This window comes from Cyclobacterium salsum, from assembly GCF_010119245.1.
GTDB classification, from domain to species: domain Bacteria; phylum Bacteroidota; class Bacteroidia; order Cytophagales; family Cyclobacteriaceae; genus Cyclobacterium; species Cyclobacterium salsum.
In genome coordinates this window covers 166374-192965 of the sequence record NZ_WNKG01000001.1, presented here as the reverse complement: position 1 = coordinate 192965, position 26592 = coordinate 166374, and the positions used below count along the sequence as shown (strand labels likewise).

Genomic DNA, 26592 nt, shown 5'->3' with positions numbered 1-26592 from the left:
AAGATCACGCAATAACCCCATTCTTGGGCTACACTCCTTCTATTTATTTCATTATATCACTGATTTATAGGTTTTTATAACTTTTTATGATCGTCTTAAAATTATTTTTAGACTAATCTAAAAATCATAAAACACCGGGATGGTAGTTATCCACAAGCGATTTAGATTCAAATTAAACTTTTTTTTAGACCAATCGAAATCTTATATTTGTCAAAAATTCACCCTATGCAAGTCCTGAGTACCACGGAAGAGAATTACCTGAAATCCATTTTCCAGCTATTGAAGGAAGGGAGCGAAAAAGTCGGGACCAATGACATCGCAGAATTGACCGGAACCAAAGCTGCTTCCGTCAGTGACATGTTAAAAAAGCTGGCAGCGAAACAGCTCCTCTCCTATCAAAAATATCAGGGTGTCAGCCTCACGGAGGAAGGTGCCAAAACAGCCTTGCTCATCCTGCGTCGGTACCGGCTTTGGGAGGTGTTTCTGGTGGAAAAGTTAAAGTTTAACTGGGATGAAGTAGCGGCCATAGCCGAGGAACTCGAACACGTAAAGGCGCCGCCACTCGTCAGGCGTCTGGATGAATACCTGGGCTTTCCGAAATTTGATCCCCACGGGGATCCCATACCGGATGAATTTGGAGAATGGTCCCATACTCCCAGAATGATTCTTCAGGAAGTGTCGCCGGGAAATGCTGGAAAAGTGGTGGCCGTCACCAATAGTTCGGCGGCCTTTTTAAAATACCTGGATAAGGTAGGGATCTATATAGGTGCCAGGATTGAGGTGGTGGATAAAGTGGAATTTGATGGTTCCCTGGAATTACGAGTCGACGGGGAAAAAACGAGCTTCCTATCACGGGAGGTAGCGGCCAACCTACAGGTAATCCTGCACCCATCTTAAAAGCTGCGGAACCTGAAGAATCGTTTTATCGTTTACCCGAAAGATTCGCTTCATTTGTGAAATGGGGAGTGAAAATCGTAGGTTAAAGTAGAAAAAATAAAAACACAGCAATGAAAAAAATTTTGGGAATGCTGGCAATGGGGCTTTTAATCAGCAGTCAATTGCAAGCCCAGGAGAAGGAAATTACCTGGTATAGTTTTGAGGAGGTCATCGATAAGGTAGAAGCAGATCCCAAAATGATCCTGATAGACGTGTATACCGACTGGTGTGGCTGGTGTAAAAAAATGGACAAAGACACCTTTACCGATAAAGACGTGATCGCTTACGTAAATGAGAATTTTTATGCGGTAAAACTCAATGCCGAGGACAGCAAGAAAAAATTTGACTTTCGGGGCCAGGAATACTCGGAACAGGGAATGGCCCGTGCCATGCGGGTGCAGTCCTATCCTAATTTCGTCATTATGGATGCTGCCATGGAAAACATTACCCAATTGCCAGGGTACCGGGAAGCCAAGCCTTTTGTCAATTCACTGGTGGCACTATTGGAAAATTTCAAGCATTAAATGGCCGCTCCAATCAGCCGAATCGATGATACCATCGTGGCACTCGCGACACCCCAGGGCGTAGGTGCCATCGCCGTCATCCGCCTCTCCGGTACCGAAGCCATACGGATATGCAACCGGGTCTTTTTTGGCAAAAACCTGGAAGAACAAGCCAGCCATACCATCCACTTCGGTACCCTTCGCGATGGGGATAAAGTGATCGATGAAGTACTGGTATCCGTATTCATTTCGCCCCGCTCCTTTACCAAAGAAAACGTGGTGGAAATTTCAACCCACGGCTCCTCCTACATTATCAACCAGGTCCTTCGCTTGCTGATCCGTCAGGGTGCCCGTCCGGCAGAACCGGGAGAGTTTACCCAACGGGCCTTTTTAAACGGGCAGTTCGATCTGGCCCAGGCGGAGGCTGTGGCCGATCTGATCCATTCCGATTCGGAGGCTTCTCATCAGGCCGCCCTGCATCAGATGCGGGGAGGTTTTAGCCAGGAAATCCGCGAATTGCGTGAAAAGTTAATTCATTTTGCCTCCATGATCGAACTGGAGTTGGATTTTACGGAAGAAGACGTGGAATTTGCCAGCAGGGATGATTTGCGGGTATTGGTTGAAAAGCTGCTGCGGGTCGTGGAAAACCTGATCAGCAGCTTTGACTTGGGCAATGTGATTAAAAACGGCGTGCCCACGGTTATTGCCGGCAAACCCAATGCAGGCAAATCCACCCTACTCAATGCCCTGCTGAATGAAGAAAGAGCCATTGTCTCCGATATTGCCGGCACCACCCGGGATTTGATCGAGGATGAAATCAATATTGGCGGGGTGATGTTTCGGTTTATCGATACCGCCGGACTTCGCGAAACCACCGACACCATCGAAGCGATGGGCGTAAACCGCACCCGGGAAAAAATGAAATCCGCCTCCCTGATTCTCTACTTATTTGATTTAGGCGACACCGATATGGTGGAAATCAACCGGGACGTAAACCAACTGGAAAATATAGGCGTGCCTTTTATTAAAGTAGCTAATAAAATGGATAAGGCTAATAGTCAATTTATCAGTGCATTAAAAGAAAAATACCCGGATACTGTTTTTATCGCTGCCGGCAAAAAAGAAAACCTCGACGAGCTAAAGGAAAAGGTGCTGGAACTGGTTAATCTGGATAAATTCCGGACCGGCAACACGGTGGTCACCAATATCCGGCACTTCGATTCCCTGACCCGCACCCGGGAATCACTGTTGGATGTATTGGGAGGGCTGGACCAGGAAGTGACCAATGACTTTTTGGCCATGGATATCCGCCGCTCCCTGCACTACCTGGGTGAGATCACGGGGGAGATTACGACAGATGATTTGCTGGCGAATATTTTTAGTAAGTTTTGTATCGGAAAGTAACCTTTGAGGTTTTCAAAACCTCGAAGGTTTCACCGTGAAAATTAGTGATTGATTCTCGATTTCAACAATACCTAAAATGACCGTCGAAGAATTAGCCCAGTACCTTTCCTCCAAAAAACCCGGATTCCAAACCCAAAATGGCCTGTCCATTTATTTGATTGACGGGTCGATTTCTTCCAATTATGATTTTGAAATGGAAGAACTGGAATTTTCCTTTAGTTTATTTTCCGAAGCGGAAAGTCTGCATGACTTTATGGAGGGGTTTAGGGTCAAAAGTATAAATGATTTTGAAGCATTGGGCTACGAAAATAGCTGGATCCGGTACCTCAACCGGGAAGCAGATATGGAGGTTACCCAGATGGAATTCGAAGAAGGCCCCCTTCGTTTTCGATTACACAAAATGAAAACCCTGGTATTCTCAGCCTCCTTGCATTACTATGATGAAGTGTATGAACACTTGAGAATGCCGGAAGATTTTATCACTTATTTTCTCGGTAATCAGGCCAAACTTAATGTGGCCATTGCAAATCGGTATAAGTTTTAAACAAAACCATCGTCAGTCTTGAAATTATCCGAAAAAAAATCGACTCGATTAGTTTTCAATATGAAAACTTTTTAATACATTTAAATGTTTACAACAACCTGACTTGAAAAACATTATTGCAATCCGAAACCTGGTTCAGTTTTACCAAAAACATCCAGATGCCAAATCTAGTCTGGAAACATGGCTTTCTATCACCAAACATGCAACATGGTGGAAACCTTCGGATGTAGTTAAAGACTTTACGGACGCTGATCCGGTAAAAAACAATCGGGTGGTGTTTAACATAGCCAGGAACAAATACAGGCTGATCGTTCAAATAAGTTATCCCAGGCAATGGGTTTTTATCAAATTTATCGGCACCCATTCGGAGTATGACAGGGTAGATGCAACCACAATTGACCAGTATTAAAGTAAAATCAAACCAGAATCATGAAGTGGAATAAAATAATTACAACTGAACAGGAATATGAAAAGGCTTTGGCAAGGCTTACCAAAATCTTTGAAGCGGATCCAGACAGTCCCGATGGAATGGAAGCAGAATTGTTGGTTACCCTTATCGAGAAATACGAAAAGGAGAATTTCCCAGTGTCCCTACCAGACCCGATAGATGCCATACGTGAAACGGTAGAAAGGAAAGGGTTAAAAGACAAAGATTTGATTCCTGCCATTGGAAGCAAAACCACCGTAAGCCTGGTGCTTAATCGAAAAAGGGCGCTTACTATTGATATGATCAGAAAGCTCTCAGAAATGTTGGGCTTACCTGTTGAGGTGCTTATTCGACATTATAAAATAGCCGGTAAGCCAGAGACAGCCAAACAGTAAATACGAAAAAATAAAGGACCTTCAAAATACCTGAACCATGATCAACTCAGAAATAGAATATACTGCCATAATAAAATGAATTGAGGAATTACTTTCTGTTCCTGAAAACATAAATAATCCAGAAGCAAAGGGTACGAGGAACTGAATTTGCTTTCCGATATGGTGGCAGATTATGAAGAAAAGCAGCACCCAACCCAGCCTCCTCCCTCTTATAAGCCATAAAACTTAGAATGCATGAACGTGGCTTAAGTCAAAAAGCACTTTCTCAATATTTGGGGGTAAGCAGTTCCAGAATCAGCGAATATCTTAAACTCTTGTACCGGCTGGATCCTGTCTGGTAGCTACCACCGCTTCAACATACACGGCCTTTCCTTCTACACTATATATGATCTTATAATTCCCTTCAACCAAGTAGCGGTATGAACGGCTTACTGTTTTATCTGTATCTTGAGGTGATCCAGATTCTGGAAAAGTTTCCAATTGACGGGTTCTTGCCAAAATAGATATGGCCAACATCTTCGCCGCTTGGGGAGATTTGGCAACAAGAAAATCATAGATGGCTTCTAAATCCCCTAAAGATTCATCAGTCCAGATTACTTGTACTTTCTTCACTGATTAAACTTGCTTTCGAAATAAGTCTCCATATCTTCCTGGCTATGGGTCCTCCCACTTTCTATGTCAGCCTCTGAGCGTTTTAATTTGGATTCCAGTTTTTCTCCCATTCTCGAATGATATGCCGATTCCATGGAAGATTTACGTAAGTTATCAATTTTTTCGACCATGGCTTCATCTTGCCTGGTTAACCAATTGATCAGTTCTATTTTTTTAACAGCTAAGTCCATTCCTATCATAATTACATTTAAAGATAACGATAAATTATAAAAAATGATTATGTGAATAATCCAAGCCACTGTTTAGTCCTTAAAAAATCACTGTTGAATTCTGTACCGTATTTGTACCGGCAATAAGTTAACTTATTGTAAAATAAGCAATTATACTTTCTGTATCCAAAATAGGAAAGTATAAATCATTATAAAAAGCTACAAGAAATGACTAGTAAAAGCCTCTATCACAATTGATTATAGGCTTTTTTATTATTGGAGGGTTCAATTCATTTACCTATTTTCTCAAATTCCACACTTGTGAGGAATCGGTCCCAAGCCAAATAGAAATAATCTATTAAAATTTTAGGTGATGAGTGGGGTTAATTTAAAGCAAAAGGTTACTTTTGTTACAGGAGAGTTATTTTAACCGCAATAAATATGAATTTACCAGGAGAAAAACACCTGCCTGAATGGCATAAAATTCCCGGATTCCCATTTTTCAAAGGCAGGAAACGCTGGTCCTTTGTCAATGTGGAAGATGAATTGGGCTTTGCAGTAATAGACTTTAAATTTTAAAACAATGAAAAACCTATTCTACCTCCTTTTGATCCCTCTTATTTTTTCCTGCAATAGCGAACCTTCTGAAAAGGCTGAATCAGTAAATATCCTTGAAAATCTGACCTTTACGGTGGATACAGTTCTGGTAGATTCGGGTGATGATATTTTCATCCTTAGCTCAGGACTAGGAGCTAAAGCCCTTGACCAAGACGAAAACGAACTGCTGTTTTTTGAAAATGAACCATTGAACCTGGTAGAAGTAGATTTGAATGACCTCAAGTTGGTTCGCAAAACACCATTTCAGAAAGAAGGGCCTAATGGAGTCGGGGGGCCTTACAGGGTTAGGTTTCAGTTGGGACCAGAAGGAGATTTATTTATTAGCGGCAATAACACGCAGGGAATATTTAATACCAGCGGAGAAATGGTCGAAAGTCTACAAGTGGTGCCGGAAGGAATTGACCCTGAACTAGCCAATAATCTACATCTGTTGTATAATAATCCCGTTTTTGATTTTGAGAATAGTAGAATCTATTCCCAACCATCCAGTGAGGAAACTGGGAAGCACCTGCTATTTATTATCGATCCGATTACCAAAGAATTTCGAATGGAATCAATACCCGAAATGAAAGCGGTGAAGGAATTTACAGGTACTTTGGTCGTAGATGGGATGATCAACTTTTTTTGGGTCGACAGCCATATGTATATCGAAAATCGACAGCTTTTGCTCACCGTTGGTTCGATGAGCGCCATTTACCGGTTGGATCTGATGACGGACAGCTTGAAATTTGTTGATATTCAGCACCAAAACTTTCCTAACCGGATGGCCTTCTCTGTAAATAATTCTCCTGTTGACGAAGCAGCATTTAATGAAGATCGAAAAAAAGTTTTCGAGCATTTGAACTACATGGAGCCCCGCTGGGATGAGACCAGAGAAATGTTTTTACGACTGGGCCGAAAAACTTTTACGGGTGAAAAACCAGGAGACCCCTCTACTTATACTTATGAGGTTTTTCTTTTCGCTTATGATCAAGACTTCAATGTTTTGGGTGAAACCAAAATTGAAGGCTTATCACAAGTTCCTGCAAATTACTTTTGGAAAGACGGCCAGCTCTGGTCCTATGTCAATATCGAAGACGAATTGGGTTTTGCAGTCATTGATTTTACGTTTTAGACCTCTAAAAAAATCATGAATGGGAAGGATGGAAGGAAAATCGCCTCGGAGAAGGTTCGGGTTAAAACTAATCACTTACTTTTTCAAACACCAGGCGGTGGTGGTCCCAAATTTCCCGTTCAAAAGCAACTTTGATAGGTGCAACTTTCAAGTTGCTTAGGCGTTTACGCATCGATGGGTCAGTGAACAGTTGAGGAACAAGCTGTAGGTAGGCCCAGTACTTCTTCCAGCCAAAAGATTTCAGTTTTTGCCGCCAAACTTTGATGGTTTCAATGTAGTCCAGCCTGCCGCTATGTTCGGTAACGAGCTTAAAATACGGAGCTGCATTTTTTATGATTTGCTCTTTTCCATAAGGGATCCAGGAACCGGGGAATTCATTCATAATCAGCGCTAACAAATATTCATTAGAATCCTTAGGTGCATGTATATCGGCACTGTCAATGGCAATCATGCCTTTATCAAAAACCATGGATTGGATAAAACATCGCTTGCCCACCGGAAGTAGACTGCTGACAATTTTAAAAAAGTTTTGATAAACCTCATCTTGTTTACCCGCTCTGTACTCATCCACTGAACAAAAATGTTCGAATGCCCCAACCGAGGCAATGGCATCAAACTTTCCAAAGGTAGCCGGGCTTAGGTCGCGGTAATTACAAATATGTACATCAAGGCCATTGCGCTTACAAGCATTGTATTGACCCTCCGAAAGTGTAATACCAGTTCCTATTGCGCCCAATTCTTTGATATAGGTTAAAAACGGCCCCCAACCCGAACCGATATCCAGTACCCTATCACCCGCTTTTATTTCCAGGTTTTCAGCAATAAACGTATGCTTATTTCGCTGGGCCGCTTCCAGTGAAAGTGAAAAATCACCATCATACTTAGCCCCGGTAAAATCAGCCGTTTCCCCCACGCTCCACCTCCATATTTTGTCCATTTTGGAATAGGTATAATCGATATCCTGCTTGCTGGCCATATTTAATGATGTTTTGGTGGGTAAATATTTTATATCTAAGCCATTGATGTTTAATTTGAAAACTCATGTTTGGAGTCTATTGGTGAACCAAACGGTAAAATCATCACTGTGGAACAACTTCAATAAACAAGGTTTTACTCGCTACACTATTTATGGTCCTATAATCTTCGTCAACCAAGTAGTGGTATGAACGGCTTACCATTTTATCGGTCTCTTGAGGTGATCCGGATGCTGGAAAGGTTTTCAATGGACATGTTCTTTTTTTACTGCTAAGTCCGTTCCTATCACATTTTCATTTAAAGATAACGATTAATTATAAAAAATAATTTAACCGATAGCATGATCCCAGACACCTATTTTCCTTGAATTTCACTGTTTAATGCTGAAGTGGATTTGTACGGCAAATAGTTTACCTGATAAATTAAGAATTTTAATTGGTATGAGGATAACCTTATACCCTCTATAACGACTTACCTGAAATTATAAATTGCGCTCTAAAAACCGTTGCAGTGCTGGTCCGCGCAGGTTTTTTCCAATTATTTTTCCTTCCGGGTCAATCATAAAGGATGCTGGAATAGCCGTAATGTTGTACAAGCGACCTGCTTCGCTATCCCACATTTTGAGGTCCGATAGCTGCGTCCAAACCAGTTTGTCGTCGTTAATGGCCTTAAGCCAGGCATCCCGATCGCTATCCAGGGATAGTCCTACAACGGTAAACCCTTTATCTTTAAATTTATGATACTGGGAAACGATATTAGGATTCTCTTCACGGCATGGCGCACACCAGGCCGCCCAAAAATCCAAAAGAACGTACTGGCCCCTGAAGTCGGAAAGCTTGACTTCTTTGCCTTCCGGTGTCAAGGAGCTAAAGTCCGGCGCTTGCTGACCGATACTTAATGGTTTTATCTCTTCAATATGTGAGGCAAAGGATTGCACATCTTGATTGTTTGGAAACTTTTCCCGGAATTCTTCCATGTGTTTAATGATTGCTTCCTCATGTGCTGTCGGGTCAACGGAATACAAAGTCATCATTCCATAAAAACCGGCCAGATTATTTTTGTTCTCCAAAAAAAACTGCAGCACCTTCTCTGATAACTCGCTGACATACCTTTCATTCTTGGCCATCAAATCATTCTGTATCGATAACATCGTTTCGCCGCTATCTATCCGCTTTTCAAAATCACCATGTAATTTAACCTGTTGTTTATCAAATTTTTGACGAATCGCATCAAGCTTTTGTAGTTTAGCCGATGTTTCCGAACCCTTTACCGTGTAATGGTCAGGGTTGGACAGGTCAGCGTTGAATTCGACTTTTTCTCCATTTTTTAGTACCAGCATAAATGATCGCTCTCCCACCAATAAGGTATATAAAGCCTCATCAGGCGTACTTCCTTCGAAATAAAACCCACCATTACTTTCTAATTCGATGGCGTGGGTAGCCGTTTCTCCTTTTAGCAGCCGTACGTTTTCAAGTTCACCTGCATTTTCTATGCGTCCGGTCAAAATAAATTTATCTTGAGCTACAGCCTTAGCGCTTTCCTTGTCTGCGGCATTGCATGACATGAGTAAGATCAGGATTAAAGCTTTTATTAAAATTATTTCTGATTTCATTGTATTAATAGTTATTGGTCGCTGATTAATCTTTTCCATTCAACGTCTCTAAGCCACAACTTAGAAAGGAACATGGTTTTATATATCCAAATCAAATGCTTTCAATGGTACCTACACTTTGCTCCTATTATTCAAATACAAGCATACTTCTTCGGTAATCATATTTTTGATTTTTCGGCTGTTTTGTTAAATCCTTCTATTGCCTGGTCATTCTCCAAATTATCCTGGAATAGGGTTCCAAGGTTTTCAATGCAAGCCTCATGCTGGGGAGCAAGACCCTCTGAAGTAGGTCGGTAGTAATAAAAATTGATTTTAGCTTTTCATGCTTCAACTGTTGAAAATAGAATTTGATTCCGTTTTCCCCGAAGAATTTTTCGAATAATTTTGTCATGGCAACTAAGATAAAAAGAACGGGAACAGGGTTTACCCACTTTTTTATTCCTAAGAGTCGATATCTTCAAAGGACGGCTGATTATATATCTGCTTAAAATCAAAAAGTCCCTATGATGAATTTTTGAGCAATCAAAAGTAGAAATGGAACGGGATTTTTTGAAAGTGGGCTTCAAAATGGGGAAACTAACAAACGGTAATTGCGCCTATTTCTTTTTATAAAAATGAAGACCCGGACCCTGTCGCACTCCCTCCCATGGGTCGCTGATCGATGAAATATTTCAAATGGAAGGAAAAGAAACCTCTTTTTCTTACTTTGTGATGGAATCAGATCAGGTTACAAATGAAAAAAATAGGTTTAATCGGTGGCACTTCATGGCATGCTACCATTGTTTACTATCGTCTTATTAATGAGTTGGTAGGAGAAAGGATCGGTACGCAGGGAAACCCCGAGCTGCTTATCTACAGCTTGAATATAGAACTGATGCGGGCCCAGGATAAAGAAAAAATCAATGCCAAATACCTGGAAATTGCCCAAACCCTGGAAGCGGCAGGTGCAAAAGCCCTGGTCATCTGTGCCAATACGCCGCATATGGTGTACGATTTCGTGCAACCGCACCTAGGCATTCCAATATTGCACATCGCAGATGCCGTGGGGAAAGAGGCAAAGGAAAAAAAGCTACAGACACTGGGTCTCTTGGGTAACAGGCCTACCATGACTGGTGATTTCATTCCTTCTCGTTTAGCAACGAAATTTAGCCTACAGACAGTCATCCCTGACGAAGGCTACATCGCACAAAATCATTGGTACGTCTCCAATGAATTGACGCAGGGCATTTTCAGTGACGGGGCAAAAACGTTTTTTATGGAACAAATGGAATTGTTACGGCAAAAAGGAGCGGAGGGTATTATTCTGGGATGCACGGAGCTCCCAATTCTTATGAATGAAACGGATTTTGATCTGCCAATGCTTGCTACCACAACGCTTCATGCAAGGATGGCTGCCGATTTCATTTTGGAATGATTTCAGCAAAAATGGTTGGTAACCTTTATCGGGAAAAACGAAAAGGATGGGTACGCTGTTAACTTGACAGTTCAAATTGAAGGCCAAAGAAAAGTCTATTGTATCATCCCCCTGTTACCTCCCGGATCACGCGAAGCCAGTTTAAGCCAAGGATTTTTTTGATTCGCTTATCGCTATAACCGAGCCGCTGCAAGGCCAGGGTGATCTGGGGAAAATCGCTGATATCCTGAATTTCCCGAGGCAACTCAGGACCGCCATCTAAATCGGAACCTATGGCAACATGGTCTTCTCCCACTAAATTCACTCCATAGTCAATCACCTTCGCCAACTGATCTACATGCATCCAATAGGGGTCCGGAATCGTTCCCGTGAAATTCAGGGGAACCTCTTTCATCAGTTCCTGATCCACTTCTTCAATGGTCTTCAATTCAGCTCCTTGAACGGAAGCGGGTGTGGTCTCTTTTGTATCTGTCTGCCATTCCCAGTATTTTGGGTTGTTAAACAGGCTGCCAAAGTGAATCCCTATTACGCCCCCTTTTGATGCCACTGCTTTCGCTGCTTCGTCAGTAATACAGCGCGGATGAGGTACGATGCTGTAAAAACCACCATGACTATAGATAATTGGATGCTTACTCGCCTCGGCCGTTTGCAGGATCGCCTCATTGGATGCATGGGCAATATTGATAACCATTCCAAGACGGTTCATTTCGGCGATGATGTTTTCCCCGAGCTCATTAATACCACCCCATCGTCTGACATCATTGCAGGTATCTATAAACGCATTGGTGGTATTGTGGGCGGTTAGCTGCATGGACCTAAGGCCTAATCGATAAAGTGCTCTTAGTAGGTTGATATCTCCGTCCAGGTCAAACGGGCCTTCTAAATCCAGAAATGCCGCAATCTTTCCTTTCTTGGTGATGCGTTCGATATCCGAAGCGGTAAGGGCAAGCTCGATCACCGCATGGTTCTTTTCGATTTGGTCCAGCGCCAGGTTCACCACGCGAAAGGTGTTTTTTGTCTCGAACCTTCCGGGATAATAGTGTTCAGGTGTATACACAGAGAAAAACATGGCATCTACACCACCTTCTTTAGCCCTTGGCAGATCGACGGTCCCATCGGTATAGCGCTGTCCAATATCGGTACCGAACAGCAGCTCGCGGGTCATGACGTGCGTATGCCCGTCCATCACCAAGGCCTGGTGATGTAAATCATTTATTGGCTTGGTGGGGGGATCTGCAGGAAGACTCATTCCGGTGGCAGAAGCAGCTTTTAAGGTTTCTATTGGAAACATGCTTCCTGCAATCGGAAGAAGTGTTAAGTTTTTTATAAGGTCTCGGCGTTTCATGAGGTTATCAGATTATCAATTAGGAGTCAAAACCCCTTATATAGGGCCGGCTCGGGGGCCGATCACCTTTATTAAATTGAGCACCCCGGGTGGATTGGTAGGTCATATCCATGTAAGGGGTTTCGATGGTACGTCCAATGGGCGTGAACCGACCATTTTCCCAGTTGGATTCCATGTAATGGTTTACAATTCCGGTGGAGAGAAGCAGTCGCTCAGCAGGGAAGGGTTCCTTTTTGGTAACCATCATCTCGGTGATCCAGTGCGGTTGGGCATTTGAGGCATGGTATTGATCGAAAGGGCCTGCCCAACCCAGCATAGAGATGATCGTCGGGTCTTTTTGCCCTTCGATTTCGCTGGCGTAGGTCCAACCCACACCCCGGCCAGAGAGTACAGCCGCTTTCGTTCCGTCGTTGTACTCCACCAAACAAAGGTTTGCCTGGGCGTCCTGCTGAAAATGTCCAGGCGCTAGTTCAAATTTTTTCTCCACCGAATCAAGCAATTTGAGCGCCCAGGAATTCCGTTCCACCCATTTCCAGGTTTCAGGCCCTCTGATGGACTGTACGGACCTGACGCCTGTCTCTCCTCCCTTCCTGCGTTCTACAAAGGCTTGAAGTACGTCAATACAATGGAAAATACCCCCTTCGTCTGCAGCTCCTCCCAGTACGATCGAATGTTTTATGGGTGTATCGATATCGAGCTCTATCTCAGGCTTACGGTAGTAGACGGGTATGGAGGAACCACCAGTTAAGGGGAAATCGAGCTCACGGGATTTGTTAAACATCCACTTTGCTTCATCCCAATTGTAAGAGAGGTGCTTGTCATTAAAGACCGGAACGGACCGCTTACTCTGCTCGAAAACCTGCATCACCTGGCTATAGATCAGCCAACGAGGCAAAAGCCAATGTCCTTTCAGGTCCTTTGGATAATCTCCATGTTCTCCCACAATGACCACACCATCCACAGCAAGTTCCTTCCCTCCCAACATAACAGCATCCCCTACGGTACGAAAGAGCGGAATGCCTTTGGCCTTTGCTACTTTCTGGCCCAGTTCGCTTTGGTCATGTTGATGCAGAAAGATAGAAGCTACCTCAACTCGTGATGGTGTATGGGCACCCTGCCACCAATATCCGTCAATCAACTTGGTTACGATCCAGTCTGCATGGGATCTGGTAGCACCCCAATAGCTGGCCAAAACAGCGATGCGGGGCCGTCGTTGTGGAGACTGGGCAGCAGCATTAAACCCGATTCCAGTAAAAGTGGCCAATCCGGCTAAACTGGTTATCCCAAGCATTTCACGTCGTGTTAAGAAAGTGTTGCTCGCTTTCTTTTCGGCAACTGTATTGAAACCGTGGTCCGTGGCTTTATCTTTCGTAGGTCTTTTAGCCATATTGTTTGATGTATTACTGGTAAGATAGTAGAGGGTAAATCGTTCGCCTGGTACAAAACTATACAAATATTTAGCAATCGATTCCTACGTATTGGTCTTTTTCCGGATCATTGGTTCGAGATTAGGAAGAAAATTGAATATTCAGGAGGTCACCTGACGGGAATCCAAGATAAGCTGGAACACAAGGTATTTGATGCCTGGTAGGAAGGACCGATAAACCAATTTTTAGAAACGCATTATCGGTACACATTCAGCCTATTTAGAGAATTAGGATGAAAACGCTTGTTTATCCTACTTCCTTTTGGGTAAGTCAACCTTTGGTTCCTATCCAACCAAGATGGGTGTGTTTAAAATTGTCAGGTAATTTCAGCCCGTATCCAAAAATTCTATCCATCGCAGAATGACCAAAAAAAATGATACCTGCCAAGGTTAGCGCTGAAACGTTAAACATATATCCCAAAGCCAAAATGAGAATGGCAACCAACTTATGGTGAAATAAATTGTAAAGCCAGGCACCTGTTCTGGTGTTGACCAAATAACCTACCATTGATAGGTCTGGTAACAGTAACAAGGCAGGATAAACCCACCAAGAATAGCCTAAATGATTAAATAAGATGATTGAAAGTAAAAACTGACCCAATTCTTCCAGTTTCAGAAGCTTTTCAATGCTTTTAGTCATGACATCAAAATTTGGTTTTTAACTACCTAACGGCTGAAATTATACCATTCCAAGCTGAACGCTTCTCCTGCCAAAAAGGATCGAAAAAGCATTATTACTAACTCCATATACCAAGCTGAATGAGCTTGCAATCATTTCATTATCTCCGGAGCGGAATACCTGCGATCCAGCTTTCCCGCAGGATAATGGAATAATAAACGATGCAAAAAAACCAGATATTAGCGAAAAAGCAAAAACGTTTGTTTTGGGCATTTGAAACGACTGGCTAGGAGTGTTGAATTCGGGCTTGGGTGTCTTCATTCACTTGCAAGCATAAATTCGGTTTTTCCGGCGCCTCATTGTGAGCGGTCCAATTTCTATATAGAAGTAGTCAACGAAGCTGGCTTTCAAATCAATTAATCAGATCCAACCCATTTTGCCAGCTGTATCCTGTCTGACATCGATCGGCGCTTCAACCAACAATGCTTTTTCTTGCCACGCTCTCAGATCGCCCAATCGTTAATGCTTTTATCTTACCCTGAGGAGCACCGGTTACTTTTTCCGTGGTGTCGAGAGAAATATAGGCCTTCTAATTCCAAACGTCAAATTTCTCATTAATTTGACGTTTGCTTACGTTTGTATCGTTCATACCGGAGTTTTATCTCATAAAGTCCTCTCGAGCCTTCGTCTCCTGCTTCTTTGATTTGCTCTGGTTGATCGGTTACAAACTCAAATGAATTTTCGAAACTTTCCACTTTACCGGTTTTAAACGCTTCCTCAATATGCCCCGCATTTATCATGAAGTTAGCAAAGCCAATCTCCTGCTTTTCATCTATCAGTTCAAGAATAATCAGTTCAATATCATCAAACGTGTCGACATTGAGCTCCTCAGTGACGAAATCAACAAAATCTCCACCACCGAAGCTAATGGTTCCGGCCGCTTTCCTAGCCAGTTTGGCCAGCCTTTTGAGTATGCGGAATATTCTTCTGATGAGCCGTCGAATTTCGTCATTTGACTCGAAGAGCATTAATTTACCTTCAAGTTCAATGTATTCATCCAAGTTAAAGGTGCTGTTCTTCGCATCTTGCCTGTTGGGTGAGAATCCGGCCTGGCCAAGATATGCCAATCGGTTCACGAGGCGTGTTTCGTCTCTATCTAACAAGTGCTCGGACTTTTCATCGTCCTCCTTGCACAAATTCCGCATATCACTCAGCACGTCACCTTCGTTAACATCTTCTCTCGGTCTTCTTGTAGGCACAATAACTGGAAACACGGACTTTTTAAACATCACATCTCCCTGAAATACAAAAGCCAGTTCATCATCAAACAGGTCGTAGAAAAAGGTTCCATTTACATCCTTACATTCAATGGTATGTATACTTATAGCATACCCCACGCCTTTTTCGTTAAAGAGATTTGTAATCCGGTTTTCGAATTCGGGATCCTTTGGCGGAATTTCGTCATCCTTATCCGGCCTTTTGGGACTGATATCGTCATCACCGTCTTTGCGGCTTTTCGTGGTGACAGAAATATTACCTCTGTCATCAATAGTTACTGTTTTTTCGGAAATATCTTCATTTCCTTTTTCGCCTTCATCGCCCTTTCCCTCGGGAGGTATCTTTTCATTAGAAAGAGCGCTTCGGGCATCATCATCTGTTGGGTCTGTCAAAATTCGTCCTGTTTCAGCACCATCTTCTTCCTCCAACTGAAAGGCCCATTTATCAAATCTTCCTGTCCGGTTGTTGATCTCATTCATCAACACTCTTTCATCAAAAGTTTTCACAGATGCCAGAATGGAACCCTTGCCTCCCTGATTAAGCACTTCATCAAACCTGCCAAGTTTGTTCTCGTCTTTTGCATACTCTGTCAATAACCGCCCTATAAACTTTGCAGCAGTAGGTTCAGCCTTGTAAGCCCCAAAAAATACTTCGTCTTCTAAAGTAAGCTCTATATTATTTCCCAGCTTTACAAGAACATTCAGCATCCTCCCGAACACTTTCTGTGCCGATAAGTGGGTATTGATAATCCGATTCAAAGATTTTTTTGCCAACAGATCCATGCGTGGATTAACTTTCCTTGAAGGCTTAACGTCAATAGCTTCCTCTATACGGTCACGAAAGGATTTCTTTATGCCAATCTCCTCTAGATGTACCCTAAACGCTTCTTTGTTCGGATAAGGTAAGCGCGCTATAATAAATTCGATGTTCTTTTTGGTAAAACCATCAATACCCACCAGCGATTTTCTTAGGTCGGCAGGTTTGTTTGCAAAGTCATTGATGTTAAAAAGTCCCATAGTTAATTGATTTCAAAGGTTAACCAATGGTTTGGATTTTTTTTGATTATTTTAGCTCAACGTTCCGATTAAAGCTATCTTCTGAAAATAGCATTGCGTACATACAGCCTGTGAGTAGTAAATTCTACTCCTGTTTTCTGTTAAAACAATATAGGTATTTCGAACTAGAAATCAAGCGGTTATACCATATTTTTACTGGAAATCGCCAGGAAATGGCGGTAAATCTCTGCGGAGGCAGACCGACTATGCACTAGCAGTACCAGTAGCAACCGCAAATTGGTGCGAGATGGAAGTAAACGAATAGCTAACCTGTGAAGATAGGTATTCACCCTTATCCGGAGGATTGATCCACCTGGTTTTAGATGTATTTCCTGAATGCTACTATTACCTTCAGTTCATCGATGCCTTGCACCTTATTCTTCATCCAATATCGAATCAACCAAGGCATCTATGTCTTGCAAATGCGCTTTTATTAAGTCTGATTCATATCTGAGCGCAGCAGACCTGGCAGCTTTTTGGATTTCCTTTAATTCAACTCTGGCCAAGGCACTAATATCAGATCGGTTATTGGCATCATTTATCATTACCTTTTCCAGCCTTACTACATGCTCCCGCTGTAAGTTTCTCCTAAAAGCGTCGATGTTTTGAGTCGCTGAAAGTTCCAACCATATTCCTTTTCTCAATTCAGAAAGCATAGATGAAAGGCTGTAGGCCTCGTTTCCATTTAATGCTTCATTTTCAATCATTCGCTTCATTTTGTCTTCTTGCAGCAGCCTGCTTAATTGTCCCGATTGTAGGCTCCTCACTTTGGCCAATGCACCCGAAGCTTCAATGTTTTGCAATATGCCATCCTGTAAAAGCCAGTCCGGCGTCACAAATACGTTTTTGTTAATGAACCTTAGTGCTTCTTGCTGCTGGCTTTTTGCTATGTGTGAATAGATAACACCCGACTGGTCGGTGGTTTTGTATTCCTGATAAATGCCTCCAATCAGCATATTTACATGTCCGGCATATCGAGCCCAAACGCCTAAAAGTTCTCCGTAAAGCTCGTCAAGATCGTCATAGGGCTCGCCAGGAGTACTCGTCCATTCCTTGAGATTTTTTGCGACAATTTTGAGGTTAGAAAGGCCATAACTACTGGCTTTAATGGGATCGTCTCCTACGGATTCAGTCTGTGAACTTGGATCATAGGCGTTGTAGCTACCGAAAAGATAGCGCGGATCGCCCTCCTTATCACGTATCCATTTATTGAGCATAACTTGCTCATCCGCTGCCGACTCCGCTTCCCTGATTACCCGGTATCCCCAGTTAATGGCATATGTATCATACGGTCCGAGCATTCGCACCCAACGCACCCCTTCATCCCCAGGTTGTGCGACATAATTATACCGCGTATAGTCCATTATCGAAGCTGCCAATCCCCATTTTTGGGTAAATGTTGCCGAGCGTAACGAGTCAGTGGGATAGGAATGGCTCGCTTTCATATTATGCGGCAGGCCAAGGGCGTGTCCCACTTCATGAGCGATGACCATTCTCATCATTTCGCCTATTTCTGCCTCGGGTGTATGCAATGTTCTCGCAAGCGGGTTAGCTGATCCCGTTTCGAGTAGGTATCGATTTCTATAGGAACGAATGTGATTGTGGTACCATACAATGTCACTTTCAATAATTTCGCCAGATCGAGGATCACTTACACTAGGACCCATTGCATTTCTTGTCGTCGTTGCAATGTAACGTATCGTCGAAAAGCGTGCATCCTCCGGGCTCCAGTCGGGATCTTCCTCTGGGGTTGGTGCCTCTTTTGCAATGATGGCATTCTTAAACCCGGCCACTTCAAAGGCTGCTTGCCAATCTTTCACGCCTTGTATAAAAAAGGGCTTCCATCGGTCGGGTGTAGCGGGGTCAAGGTAATAGATTATCGGTTTTACCGGTTCCACTAATTCCCCTCTGGCATAGGCTTCAGGATCTTTTGGTTCCAATCGCCAACGCCTTATATAAGTCTTTTTGTCCGCTTTAAGGGCTTCCGACCCATAATCCACCTGGCTGAGGGTAAACCAACCGACTCTTTTATCATACAATCGGGGCTGCATAGGTGTTTCCGGTAGTAAATACATAGATTGGCTGACCTCCAACGAAATGGTACCCGTCTTACTATTCGAAGGTGGCTCAGATGCCGCATAGGTCATTTCATGCCTGACTTCAACATTCTCCGGATAACTTGCCATCCTATTTATAAAACTCCTGTTTTTTTCCAGGGCCTTTACCTTGTATTGCTGACGCATGCTTTCAGATACGCCACTGATTGCCCTATTATCGTCTAAAAATAGATTATTTACCGAAATGACTACCGCTGAAGAATCGGAATTAAAAGCTTCAATTTCGAACGACGCTATTATCGGATGGTTGTTATTGGCTATGATGGAATGGTGAATGGGCAAACTGTCATTGGCTACATTGGAATAGGAAATGGAGCGAAGTAAAATGGAGTTATCCACTCTGGACCATTGTACCACTTGTTCATTTGTTTTTGACCCGGCATTCACATAGCCACCACCGAATCCATCAGGGATTTTTGAAATCCGAGTCACCCAAAGCATGTCATCCCCAAACTGAGCGAAGGGAATTTCATAATAATATTCCGAATCTACCTTATGGACCGTAAAAATACCTTCGTCAGAAATTGCCGATGAAGTAATTACTTCCGAATATTCTTTAAAAGAGGAATCCTTTTTGCTTGAATTTTCGGCGGTTACAGGGGTATTTTTATTTTTATTCTTTTTCTTTTGGCTATACCCCGTTTGAACAGACATGAACAGCCCTATCAAGACGATACTTGAAACAATATTTTTCATAAAATTTTGATGTTAAGGTGTAGCAAAAATAAAAATATAAATGAGAGTACAGTAGCATTGCCCAAATGGAAAATAGAAGATTTAACGAAATGCACTGAAATTGATGAAAACGATGGGAATAAATACACTGCGCTATTTACAATCAGTTATTGCGGACGAAAACGTCAGAAGGTCATTAGCAATGGCCAACTAAGAGGTTTGTCCCGAAAAATATCCTAAACGCTTAACTAAAAAAACCCCATAAAAAGCTTTCGATCAGCTTTAAACGGGGTCATACGTAGAGAGTGGGGGATTCGAACCCCCGGTACGCTGTTAGGCGTACGACAGTTTAGCAAACTGCTGGTTTAAGCCACTCACCCAACTCTCTATTTTTCTTTATTTTTTTATTTAAATGATGGGCTTACGACAGTTTATCCGCCGCGGCGGATGGTTTAAGCCACTCACCCAACTCTCTATTTTGATGCAAATATAATCGAATATTTTCCATTTAAACAAAATCAACGGACCAAATAATTGGTGATTTTTCGTTTAAAAAGCGTTCTTTCCGGTAAGGTTCTGTGAACCATTAGGATTAATAACTAGGTACCAGGCTTAACTTTTTTGGATACAAACAGAGCTTTAGCCAGTTTTGACGGGATCGATTCTTTGATTCCCTTTCCAATAATTCATCATCAACATGCATCGACCCGTCAAAGTTGATCAATACCTCCCTCGCTTTTAGTGCCAAATCAAATCGATAATGATCCGTTTGTTTCTGATGTTCGATAAACCGTTCAATTTTTTCTTTCTCGGCTTTCTTTATTAAAATGACATCCAAATACTGGTCTTCAGGGTCCGCATTTGGTGCTAAATGGAGATTTGGACCCATAAAGGGCGTATTCATCACTTCTATCCATACGTATTCTCCGGAATAATCCATTCCATCGACTTCTATTTGGTAGTGGGATGATTTGAGGTCATTAATGGAATCCTTTAATTTTTTCAGTCCAAATGCCACTTTGTCATCCGGACTTTCGTTCCACCGTTTTTTTTCTTTTTTTATTCTGGCTAGTGTATCAGCAAACAACCCCCACCCTACCGATTCAAAAAAATAGTGCGTTTTCCCCTCTTGCTCCAAATAGCCTATACTAAGAGGTGTTGTTTTCTTGTTTTTCCAATTACGTACTATTTTGCCCAAATAATCATCAAGGTTTAGGCTTTCTGCCATATTATTGGCGTTTCCCAATGGCAAAATCGCGAAAGGTACAGGGTTCTGTATTATTTTTTTTAATACTTCCTGTACCGTACCGTCCCCCCCAGCAATTAGCAAAAAATCACATTTTATCATAAGGAAATTGCTTAGATCAACTGATTTTTTATTGAATGCTAGAACATTGGCCCCGTGGTCTTTGAGCCTTTTCACAATACTTGCAATGGATTGACTTCCATCACCTGCCGTTTCATTATAGATAAGGTTGATATGCATCTTTTTCCAATTATTCCATTTTATCGCCCGATTTTTGTACCTTAAATGTAACGTTTGAAACCAAAATTTATGTAAATGAAAATATTAATAACAAACGACGACGGCATATATAGTCCTGGCATTTTAGCTCTTGCGGAAATAGCCGCTGATTTTGGCGATGTCAGAATTGTTGCTCCGGACGTTGAGCAATCATCCATGGGCCACGCCATCACAGCATCCCGTCCACTTTCTTATAAAAAGACCAAAATTGGCCATTTTGAAGCTTTTCGGGTTAACGGCACACCGGCAGACTGTGTATCTCTCGGCTGCTTTCACTGGGATAAGGTGGACATGGTATTGTCTGGCATCAATATAGGCTCCAACCTCGGTAATTCGATGTGGCATTCAGGTACGCTGGCAGGTGCCAAACAAGCTGCCCTTTTGGGCATTAAAGGAATCGCTTTTAGCACCCCGAGCCACCAAGCGGAAATCGAATTTCATGCCATAAAACAATTCGCCTCAAACATATTGACAATCCTGACCGAGGAAAAAGAAAGCCCTTCCCTTGTCAACGTCAACTTCCCAATTAACCCACGTGGCATCGTATGGGCCAGGCAATCTGTCCGCCATTACGATGGTGTAGTCAAACCTGCCGAAGACCCAATGGGAAGACAGCATTATTGGTTTACCGTGGAACCTATTGAAGAAGCAGAAGAAGGAACCGATCGTTGGGCGGTAAACCACGGCCTTGTTTCCCTGACGCCTTTAAGCCTTGATCTTACTAATAATACGGAATTAGAGCGCATGTTACAAAAACATTACTTTCCGAGCCCAATATCCTGAACAAACTTTCGGTCAATGATTCCAGCACTTAAATTAAATTCCCTTTGAAATACTGCTTAAATCATTTTCTTTGCACTTTGTTTTAAATGCATCAAAATGAAAATAATTGCCATCGGCCGAAACTACGCCGCCCATATAGAAGAACTGCAAAACGAAAAGCCTACTGAACCGGTGGTTTTTCTCAAACCGGATACGGCTTTACTGAAAAATAACGCCCCTTTTTACCATCCTGAGTTTTCGGAGGACATCCACCACGAAGTGGAATTGGTGCTGAAAATCAAAAAAGAAGGTAAGTATATTGACCGAAAGTTTGCCCATACCTATTACGATGAAATCGGAATTGGCATCGATTTTACCGCCCGGGACCTGCAGCGAAAATGCAAGGAAAAGGGCTTGCCCTGGGAAATTGCCAAGGCCTTTAACGGCTCGGCTCCTGTCGGGGAATTTCGACCGGTAGCCAATTTTCCCAATGTGGCCGATATTAATTTTCACCTGGATGTAAACGGAGAACGCCGGCAAACCGGCAATACCTCCCTGTTAATTTTTCCGTTTGACGTGATTTTGGCTTATGTCTCACAGTTTTTTACCCTAAAGACAGGAGACCTGATTTTTACCGGCACCCCGGCCGGTGTGGGAAAAGTAGCGATAGGGGATCGATTGGAGGCGTATGTGGAGCAAGAAAAATTACTAGATTTTGAGGTTAAATAAATCCCTACTTTTTATTTTATTATTGTTTTCCGGTATTGCCCTGCTTTCGCAGACGGCAAAAAACTACTACCTGTTTCCCATCAAACCCGGCCAACAAAATTTTCTGGCTGGCAATATGAGCGAGATCCGGCCCAATCACTTTCATACCGGTCTGGACATCAAAACCGAAGGCCGTCAGGGTTTGCCGGTGTATGCCGCAGCCGACGGATACGTCTCCCGCATCAAAATCTCCTCCTTCGGATATGGTAACGTGGTGTACATCAAACATCCTAACGGCAGTTCTACCGTGTATGCCCACCTCCGGGAACTGGAAGAGCCCATTGCCAGTGCCATGAAGGCCAAAATGTACGAGGCCGAACAAAACGATTTTGAGTATTTTCCGGAACCCGGCCTGCTCCAGGTCAAACAGGGAGAGGTCATCGCCTATTCCGGAAACACCGGCAGTTCGGGAGGCCCGCATTTGCATTTTGAGATTCGGGATTCGCTGGATCGGGCCATTGACCCGCTGCATGCAGGATTTACGGAAATAAAGGACAGCACAGCTCCCATTGTGAGGCGCGTGGCCATCACCCCGCTGGACGGAGATAGCCGGGTAAACGGGGAGTTTCAGCGACAGGAATTTTCCCTGATCTATAGCAGCGGTGCTTTTCGGGTTCCCCAGACCATTCGCATATCCGGAAAAGTAGGAATCGAAATATGGGCCTACGACCAGCTGGATGAAATGTACAATCGAAACGGCTTTCCCATATTCGAAATTTATGAGGAAGAGCAGCGACGCTTCCGCGCCAATGTCAATGGGGTTGATTTTTCATTGGGCCGCCATATACTGCTGCACACCTACCGCAATCGCTACACCCGCTTGTATAAGTTGCCCACCAATAAATTTGAATTTTACGAGCCCGATTCGGCGTACAGCGGGGCCATTTCAGCAATGCCAGGGGAAAACAAAGCCATCACCGTCCGCCTGGAAGATGCCTACCAAAACGAAACAGATCTGGTTCTCAACTTTCTGGGAGAAGATGCCCCTAAACTTTTGGGAAGCTATAACGGCACTTCCGGACGGCAATCCGTTGATTACCACGAAAACCAGTTGATCATTAACAGCCCAATTAGCGATCAGGGCAGCCTGGCCAGGTTTTACGTGCACGGCTACAGCATGGAGATTCCCTATGCCTATCAGGGAACCAACAAGCGGACCTATCTATGGGACATGCGCCTGGGCGTACCGGACTCCGTGGATCTGTGTACGGAAATGATTATTCCCGAGGTAAATGCCGTGATTCCCGCTGGAAAAGAAATTCACTTTAACGACGGACAGGTAAGCATTCAGTTTGAAAAAGAGACGCTTTTTGATGATCTCTACCTTCGCTTACAGCCGTTTGAGGAAGAAGGGTTTCCGGGCATTGCCATCAATGAGCCCTACGATTACCTGTGGAATTCCATGCGGGTAGCGCTTTATTTGCCGGATTTCAGGGGAAATCAAGAGCAGACTCACATGTACCGATTGTATGACAACGGCTACAGAAGTTTTGAAGGAGGCGTTTGGGAAGGTAATCGGATTCGATTCTATACGCGTAATTTCGGGAGATTTGTACTGGCCACGGACTCCCTTGCTCCTTCCATCCGGCCGATACGGGTTAGCGGCAGGGGATTGCGATTTGTCATTCGGGATGATTTGTCCGGGATTCAGAATTTTAATGCCTGGGTGGACGGGGAATGGATCCAAATGCGGTACGAGCACAAACAATCCCTGGTCTGGTCCGACGAACCCGATGGAATGGTGCTGGAAGGAGATGTTATTTTAAAAGTCAGGGACCGGGCAAATAACGAGGCCATTTATAAGGGAAAAATTTAATTTATTCCGATATTTGACCCTTGCAATCAAATAACCAACCTAAAAAAAGGTATTATGTCACTAGAAGTAGGCCAAAAAGCGCCGGATTTTGAATCCAAAGACCAGGATGACAAGCCCATCAGGCTTTCCGATTTTAAAGGCAAAAAAGTGGTATTGTATTTTTACCCCAAAGACAATACCCCCGGTTGCACCACCCAGGCCTGTAACCTACGGGACAATTACGAAGCCCTTCAACATGCGGGATATGTCGTTTTGGGTATCAGTTCCGATTCGGGAAAATCGCATAAGAAGTTTATAGAAAAGCACGAACTTCCCTTTCCACTCATTGCCGATGAGGACAAGAGTGTTCACGAAGCATATGGCACCTGGGTGGAAAAAAACATGTACGGAAGAAAATACATGGGCACCGCCCGTACTACTTTTGTGATTGATGAAGAAGGTATCATCGAGGACATTATCACAAAAGTAAAAACCAAGGAACACACCAATCAAATACTTAACTAATTCCAAATCAATGGAAAAACACTCAACCGAACAATTAAACGCTGTATGCTCTCAGGTAAGGAGAGATATATTACGCATGGTGCACGCCTGCCAATCCGGACATCCGGGTGCCTCGCTGGGCTGTACCGAATTTTTTGTAGCGCTTTATTTTGATCAAATGAAGCATGATTCATCTTTTAATCTGGACGGAAAAGGTGAGGATTTATTTTTTCTTTCCAATGGACACATTTCTCCGGTATGGTACAGTGTGCTTTCCAGAAGTGGCTATTTTGATACCGAGGAATTAAAAACCTTCCGAAAGATCGATAGCAGGCTGCAAGGTCACCCGGCGACGGAAGAGAGGCTTCCCGGAATTCGCGTGGCTTCCGGCTCCTTGGGACAAGGCTTGTCCGTTGCCATCGGTGCGGCCCTTGCCAAGAAAATCAACGGCGATGACCGCCTGGTCTATGCCCTGATGGGAGACGGTGAGCAGCAGGAAGGACAAATCTGGGAAGCCGCCATGTGCGCTCCTCACCATAAGGTAGACAACCTCATCGCATCCATTGATGTGAATGGTCAGCAGATTGATGGCCCTACCAAGGAAATCATGAACCTGCTTGACCTGAAGTCCAAATGGGAAGCTTTTGGATGGGAAGTGATCGTTACCGAAAATGGCAACAATATCACGGAAGTCATCCAATCCCTGGAAAAGGCCAAAACCCTGCTGGGCAAAGGAAAGCCGGTACTCAACCTGCTGCATACCGATATGGGATATGGGGTAGATTTTATGGTAGGAACCCACAAATGGCATGGAGTAGCTCCCAATGACGAGCAATTGGAAAACGCCCTGGGACAATTGGAAGAAACACTCGGCGATTATTGATCCCTGTCCGCTTTGATCTAAAACAAATTTGAATAATGGAAAAAACACTCGATACCAAATATACCTACACTGAAAAAAAAGATACCCGTTCCGGTTTTGGCGATGGATTTCTGGAAGTAGGAAAGAAAAACAAAAACGTAGTGGGCTTGTGCGCCGATCTGATCGGTTCCCTTAAAATGGGTGCCTTTCAAAAGGAGTTTCCGGATCGCTTTTTTCAGGTAGGCATCTCCGAGGCCAACATGATGGGAGTGGCAGCCGGACTGACCATCGGAGGTAAAATCCCGTATACCGGAACCTTCGCCAACTTTTCTACCGGAAGGGTGTATGACCAAATCCGGCAGTCCATTGCCTATTCTGAGAAGAACGTAAAAATATGCGCCTCTCATGCCGGTCTAACCCTGGGGGAAGACGGTGCTACGCATCAGATTCTGGAAGATGTGGGCATGATGAAGATGTTACCCAATATGACGGTTATCAATCCTTGCGATTATAACCAGACCAAGGCAGCTACCATCGCCATTGCCGATCACGAAGGCCCGGTTTACCTACGATTTGGAAGGCCGAAATGGCCGATTTTCACCCCTGCGGATCAGCCGTTTGAAATCGGTAAAGCCTGGAAGATGATTGAAGGAACGGACGTAACGATATTCGCGACCGGTCACCTGGTTTGGGAAGCCGTGGTGGCAGAAGCCATGCTCAGAGAAGAAGGAATCTCCGTGGAACTTATTAATATACACACCATCAAACCCCTGGATACCGCAGCGGTGCTGGCTTCCGTAGCCAAAACCGGCTGTGCCGTGACTGCCGAAGAACACCAGTACAATGGCGGCTTGGGTGATATCATCGCTCAGACCCTGGTTCGAAATCAGCCCGCCCCTCAGGAATTTATTGGCGTGGATGATTCCTTTGGTGAATCAGGAAAACCGGAAGAACTGCTGGAAAAATACGGATTGAATGCCGAGAATATCGTCAAGGCAGTAAAAAAGGTTATTGCGAGAAAATAAGCGGTTTACACCACCCCAAAAAAGCGGAAAAATTCATTTTTTTCCGCTTTTTTGGTTTCAAAACCACTAGGTT

General features: G+C 43.5%; 26 protein-coding genes and 1 tRNA gene. 16 read left to right on the top strand and 11 right to left on the bottom strand.

The genetic code is table 11. The features are described from left to right. Window positions 1-225 precede the first annotated feature (225 nt). The 7 genes from GJS45_RS00775 (at window position 226) to GJS45_RS24015 (ending at window position 4550) form a co-directional block, all read left to right on the top strand. Window positions 226-897, top strand: coding sequence for a metal-dependent transcriptional regulator (locus tag GJS45_RS00775; RefSeq protein WP_162339542.1), 672 nt, complete (start codon window positions 226-228; stop codon window positions 895-897). A gap of 110 nt (window positions 898-1007) precedes the next feature. Continuing rightward, window positions 1008-1460 carry a thioredoxin family protein gene (locus GJS45_RS00770; RefSeq protein WP_162339541.1) on the top strand — a complete coding sequence of 151 codons (453 nt, stop codon included), beginning with the start codon at window positions 1008-1010 and terminating at the stop codon, window positions 1458-1460. After that, the gene (gene mnmE / locus GJS45_RS00765) at window positions 1461-2843 is read left to right on the top strand and encodes a tRNA uridine-5-carboxymethylaminomethyl(34) synthesis GTPase MnmE (protein ID WP_162339540.1); all 1383 of its coding nucleotides are present in this window, start codon (window positions 1461-1463) and stop codon (window positions 2841-2843) included. It abuts the gene before it with no gap. A gap of 76 nt (window positions 2844-2919) precedes the next feature. Further along, window positions 2920-3387, top strand: coding sequence for a hypothetical protein (locus GJS45_RS00760; protein WP_162339539.1), 468 nt, complete (start codon window positions 2920-2922; stop codon window positions 3385-3387). Window positions 3388-3490: 103 nt separating this feature from the next. Next, complete coding sequence (locus GJS45_RS00755) at window positions 3491-3796, top strand: type II toxin-antitoxin system HigB family toxin (protein ID WP_162339538.1); 306 nt, start codon at window positions 3491-3493, stop codon at window positions 3794-3796. 20 nt (window positions 3797-3816) lie between these two features. Continuing rightward, on the top strand, window positions 3817-4209 hold the full coding sequence (locus tag GJS45_RS00750; RefSeq protein ID WP_162339537.1) for a helix-turn-helix domain-containing protein: 393 nt from the start codon (window positions 3817-3819) through the stop codon (window positions 4207-4209). A gap of 230 nt (window positions 4210-4439) precedes the next feature. Then, on the top strand, window positions 4440-4550 hold the full coding sequence (locus GJS45_RS24015; RefSeq protein WP_202928008.1) for a helix-turn-helix domain-containing protein: 111 nt from the start codon (window positions 4440-4442) through the stop codon (window positions 4548-4550). On the opposite strand, the gene GJS45_RS00740 is transcribed toward GJS45_RS24015, so the two are convergent. Beyond that, the gene (locus tag GJS45_RS00740) at window positions 4516-4821 is read right to left on the bottom strand and encodes a type II toxin-antitoxin system RelE/ParE family toxin (RefSeq protein ID WP_162339536.1); all 306 of its coding nucleotides are present in this window, start codon (window positions 4819-4821) and stop codon (window positions 4516-4518) included. The two genes, GJS45_RS24015 and GJS45_RS00740, sit on opposite strands and share 35 nt — an antisense overlap. Then, complete coding sequence (locus GJS45_RS00735; protein WP_162339535.1) at window positions 4818-5051, bottom strand: hypothetical protein; 234 nt, start codon at window positions 5049-5051, stop codon at window positions 4818-4820. The genes GJS45_RS00740 and GJS45_RS00735 overlap by 4 nt, the downstream gene beginning before the upstream one ends. Before the next feature lie 420 nt (window positions 5052-5471). Between GJS45_RS00735 and GJS45_RS00730 the strand changes: the two genes are divergently transcribed. Together GJS45_RS00730 and GJS45_RS00725 are read left to right on the top strand one after the other, a co-directional pair. Further along, window positions 5472-5609, top strand: coding sequence for a hypothetical protein (locus GJS45_RS00730; RefSeq protein WP_162339534.1), 138 nt, complete (start codon window positions 5472-5474; stop codon window positions 5607-5609). Window positions 5610-5613: 4 nt separating this feature from the next. Further along, entirely contained in the window at window positions 5614-6762 is a 1149-nt protein-coding gene (locus GJS45_RS00725) for a DUF4221 family protein (protein ID WP_162339533.1), read from the top strand. A gap of 67 nt (window positions 6763-6829) precedes the next feature. Here GJS45_RS00725 and GJS45_RS00720 read toward each other — a convergent pair whose 3' ends face one another. Both GJS45_RS00720 and GJS45_RS00715 read right to left on the bottom strand, forming a co-directional pair. Next, window positions 6830-7738, bottom strand: a complete 909-nt coding sequence (locus GJS45_RS00720) for an SAM-dependent methyltransferase (RefSeq protein ID WP_162339532.1) — start codon at window positions 7736-7738, stop codon at window positions 6830-6832. A 480-nt stretch (window positions 7739-8218) separates the two neighbouring features. Continuing rightward, window positions 8219-9388, bottom strand: coding sequence for a TlpA disulfide reductase family protein (locus GJS45_RS00715; protein ID WP_235954522.1), 1170 nt, complete (start codon window positions 9386-9388; stop codon window positions 8219-8221). A gap of 694 nt (window positions 9389-10082) precedes the next feature. Here GJS45_RS00715 and GJS45_RS00710 point away from each other — a divergent pair. Beyond that, complete coding sequence (locus tag GJS45_RS00710) at window positions 10083-10763, top strand: aspartate/glutamate racemase family protein (protein ID WP_162339531.1); 681 nt, start codon at window positions 10083-10085, stop codon at window positions 10761-10763. A 103-nt stretch (window positions 10764-10866) separates the two neighbouring features. On the opposite strand, the gene GJS45_RS00705 is transcribed toward GJS45_RS00710, so the two are convergent. From GJS45_RS00705 to GJS45_RS00675, 7 genes are all read right to left on the bottom strand, one after another. Beyond that, window positions 10867-12108, bottom strand: coding sequence for a dipeptidase (locus GJS45_RS00705; protein WP_162339530.1), 1242 nt, complete (start codon window positions 12106-12108; stop codon window positions 10867-10869). A gap of 19 nt (window positions 12109-12127) precedes the next feature. Further along, the gene (locus GJS45_RS00700) at window positions 12128-13495 is read right to left on the bottom strand and encodes a hypothetical protein (protein ID WP_235954521.1); all 1368 of its coding nucleotides are present in this window, start codon (window positions 13493-13495) and stop codon (window positions 12128-12130) included. A gap of 310 nt (window positions 13496-13805) precedes the next feature. Further along, window positions 13806-14174 (bottom strand): DUF4260 domain-containing protein, encoded by a 369-nt coding sequence (locus tag GJS45_RS00695; RefSeq protein WP_162339529.1) that lies wholly within the window; start codon window positions 14172-14174, stop codon window positions 13806-13808. A 593-nt stretch (window positions 14175-14767) separates the two neighbouring features. After that, on the bottom strand, window positions 14768-16447 hold the full coding sequence (locus GJS45_RS00690) for a hypothetical protein (protein WP_162339528.1): 1680 nt from the start codon (window positions 16445-16447) through the stop codon (window positions 14768-14770). 413 nt (window positions 16448-16860) lie between these two features. Further along, a complete protein-coding gene (locus GJS45_RS00685; RefSeq protein ID WP_162339527.1) occupies window positions 16861-19299 on the bottom strand; it encodes a zinc-dependent metalloprotease in 2439 nt (812 codons plus the stop codon). A 278-nt stretch (window positions 19300-19577) separates the two neighbouring features. After that, a tRNA-Ser gene (locus GJS45_RS00680) sits at window positions 19578-19666 on the bottom strand. Between the two features lie 204 nt (window positions 19667-19870). Further along, a complete protein-coding gene (locus tag GJS45_RS00675; RefSeq protein ID WP_162339526.1) occupies window positions 19871-20764 on the bottom strand; it encodes a diacylglycerol/lipid kinase family protein in 894 nt (297 codons plus the stop codon). Window positions 20765-20839: 75 nt separating this feature from the next. Here GJS45_RS00675 and surE point away from each other — a divergent pair, with 75 nt between their 5' ends. The 6 genes from surE to GJS45_RS00645 all read left to right on the top strand — a co-directional run bounded on the left by surE (window position 20840) and on the right by GJS45_RS00645 (window position 26519). Continuing rightward, window positions 20840-21586, top strand: coding sequence for a 5'/3'-nucleotidase SurE (surE, locus tag GJS45_RS00670; protein ID WP_162339525.1), 747 nt, complete (start codon window positions 20840-20842; stop codon window positions 21584-21586). A gap of 96 nt (window positions 21587-21682) precedes the next feature. Next, on the top strand, window positions 21683-22294 hold the full coding sequence (locus GJS45_RS00665; protein ID WP_162339524.1) for a fumarylacetoacetate hydrolase family protein: 612 nt from the start codon (window positions 21683-21685) through the stop codon (window positions 22292-22294). Beyond that, window positions 22281-24149 (top strand): M23 family metallopeptidase, encoded by a 1869-nt coding sequence (locus tag GJS45_RS00660; RefSeq protein ID WP_235954520.1) that lies wholly within the window; start codon window positions 22281-22283, stop codon window positions 24147-24149. Before GJS45_RS00665 ends, GJS45_RS00660 begins: the two co-directional genes overlap by 14 nt. A 54-nt stretch (window positions 24150-24203) precedes the next feature. Further along, a complete protein-coding gene (gene bcp / locus GJS45_RS00655; RefSeq protein ID WP_162339523.1) occupies window positions 24204-24653 on the top strand; it encodes a thioredoxin-dependent thiol peroxidase in 450 nt (149 codons plus the stop codon). 10 nt (window positions 24654-24663) lie between these two features. Further along, window positions 24664-25515 carry a transketolase gene (locus tag GJS45_RS00650; protein ID WP_162339522.1) on the top strand — a complete coding sequence of 284 codons (852 nt, stop codon included), beginning with the start codon at window positions 24664-24666 and terminating at the stop codon, window positions 25513-25515. A gap of 35 nt (window positions 25516-25550) precedes the next feature. Next, window positions 25551-26519, top strand: a complete 969-nt coding sequence (locus GJS45_RS00645) for a transketolase family protein (RefSeq protein ID WP_162339521.1) — start codon at window positions 25551-25553, stop codon at window positions 26517-26519. Window positions 26520-26592 lie beyond the last annotated feature (73 nt).

Excerpts from the sequence above, each read along its gene's own strand:
- GJS45_RS00775 (WP_162339542.1), top strand. The coding sequence starts at position 226 with ATGCAAGTCCTGAGTACCACGGAAGAGAATTACCTGAAATCCATTTTC.
- GJS45_RS00770 (WP_162339541.1), top strand. The coding sequence starts at position 1,008 with ATGAAAAAAATTTTGGGAATGCTGGCAATGGGGCTTTTAATCAGCAGT.
- mnmE (WP_162339540.1), top strand. The coding sequence starts at position 1,461 with ATGGCCGCTCCAATCAGCCGAATCGATGATACCATCGTGGCACTCGCG.
- GJS45_RS00760 (WP_162339539.1), top strand. The coding sequence starts at position 2,920 with ATGACCGTCGAAGAATTAGCCCAGTACCTTTCCTCCAAAAAACCCGGA.
- GJS45_RS00750 (WP_162339537.1), top strand. The coding sequence starts at position 3,817 with ATGAAGTGGAATAAAATAATTACAACTGAACAGGAATATGAAAAGGCT.
- GJS45_RS24015 (WP_202928008.1), top strand. The coding sequence starts at position 4,440 with ATGCATGAACGTGGCTTAAGTCAAAAAGCACTTTCTCAATATTTGGGG.
- GJS45_RS00735 (WP_162339535.1), bottom strand. The coding sequence starts at position 5,051 with ATGGACTTAGCTGTTAAAAAAATAGAACTGATCAATTGGTTAACCAGG.
- GJS45_RS00730 (WP_162339534.1), top strand. The coding sequence starts at position 5,472 with ATGAATTTACCAGGAGAAAAACACCTGCCTGAATGGCATAAAATTCCC.
- GJS45_RS00725 (WP_162339533.1), top strand. The coding sequence starts at position 5,614 with ATGAAAAACCTATTCTACCTCCTTTTGATCCCTCTTATTTTTTCCTGC.
- GJS45_RS00720 (WP_162339532.1), bottom strand. The coding sequence starts at position 7,738 with ATGGCCAGCAAGCAGGATATCGATTATACCTATTCCAAAATGGACAAA.
- GJS45_RS00715 (WP_235954522.1), bottom strand. The coding sequence starts at position 9,388 with ATGGAAAAGATTAATCAGCGACCAATAACTATTAATACAATGAAATCA.
- GJS45_RS00710 (WP_162339531.1), top strand. The coding sequence starts at position 10,083 with ATGAAAAAAATAGGTTTAATCGGTGGCACTTCATGGCATGCTACCATT.
- GJS45_RS00705 (WP_162339530.1), bottom strand. The coding sequence starts at position 12,108 with ATGAAACGCCGAGACCTTATAAAAAACTTAACACTTCTTCCGATTGCA.
- GJS45_RS00700 (WP_235954521.1), bottom strand. The coding sequence starts at position 13,495 with ATGGCTAAAAGACCTACGAAAGATAAAGCCACGGACCACGGTTTCAAT.
- GJS45_RS00695 (WP_162339529.1), bottom strand. The coding sequence starts at position 14,174 with ATGACTAAAAGCATTGAAAAGCTTCTGAAACTGGAAGAATTGGGTCAG.
- GJS45_RS00690 (WP_162339528.1), bottom strand. The coding sequence starts at position 16,447 with ATGGGACTTTTTAACATCAATGACTTTGCAAACAAACCTGCCGACCTA.
- GJS45_RS00685 (WP_162339527.1), bottom strand. The coding sequence starts at position 19,299 with ATGAAAAATATTGTTTCAAGTATCGTCTTGATAGGGCTGTTCATGTCT.
- GJS45_RS00675 (WP_162339526.1), bottom strand. The coding sequence starts at position 20,764 with ATGCATATCAACCTTATCTATAATGAAACGGCAGGTGATGGAAGTCAA.
- surE (WP_162339525.1), top strand. The coding sequence starts at position 20,840 with ATGAAAATATTAATAACAAACGACGACGGCATATATAGTCCTGGCATT.
- GJS45_RS00665 (WP_162339524.1), top strand. The coding sequence starts at position 21,683 with ATGAAAATAATTGCCATCGGCCGAAACTACGCCGCCCATATAGAAGAA.
- bcp (WP_162339523.1), top strand. The coding sequence starts at position 24,204 with ATGTCACTAGAAGTAGGCCAAAAAGCGCCGGATTTTGAATCCAAAGAC.
- GJS45_RS00650 (WP_162339522.1), top strand. The coding sequence starts at position 24,664 with ATGGAAAAACACTCAACCGAACAATTAAACGCTGTATGCTCTCAGGTA.
- GJS45_RS00645 (WP_162339521.1), top strand. The coding sequence starts at position 25,551 with ATGGAAAAAACACTCGATACCAAATATACCTACACTGAAAAAAAAGAT.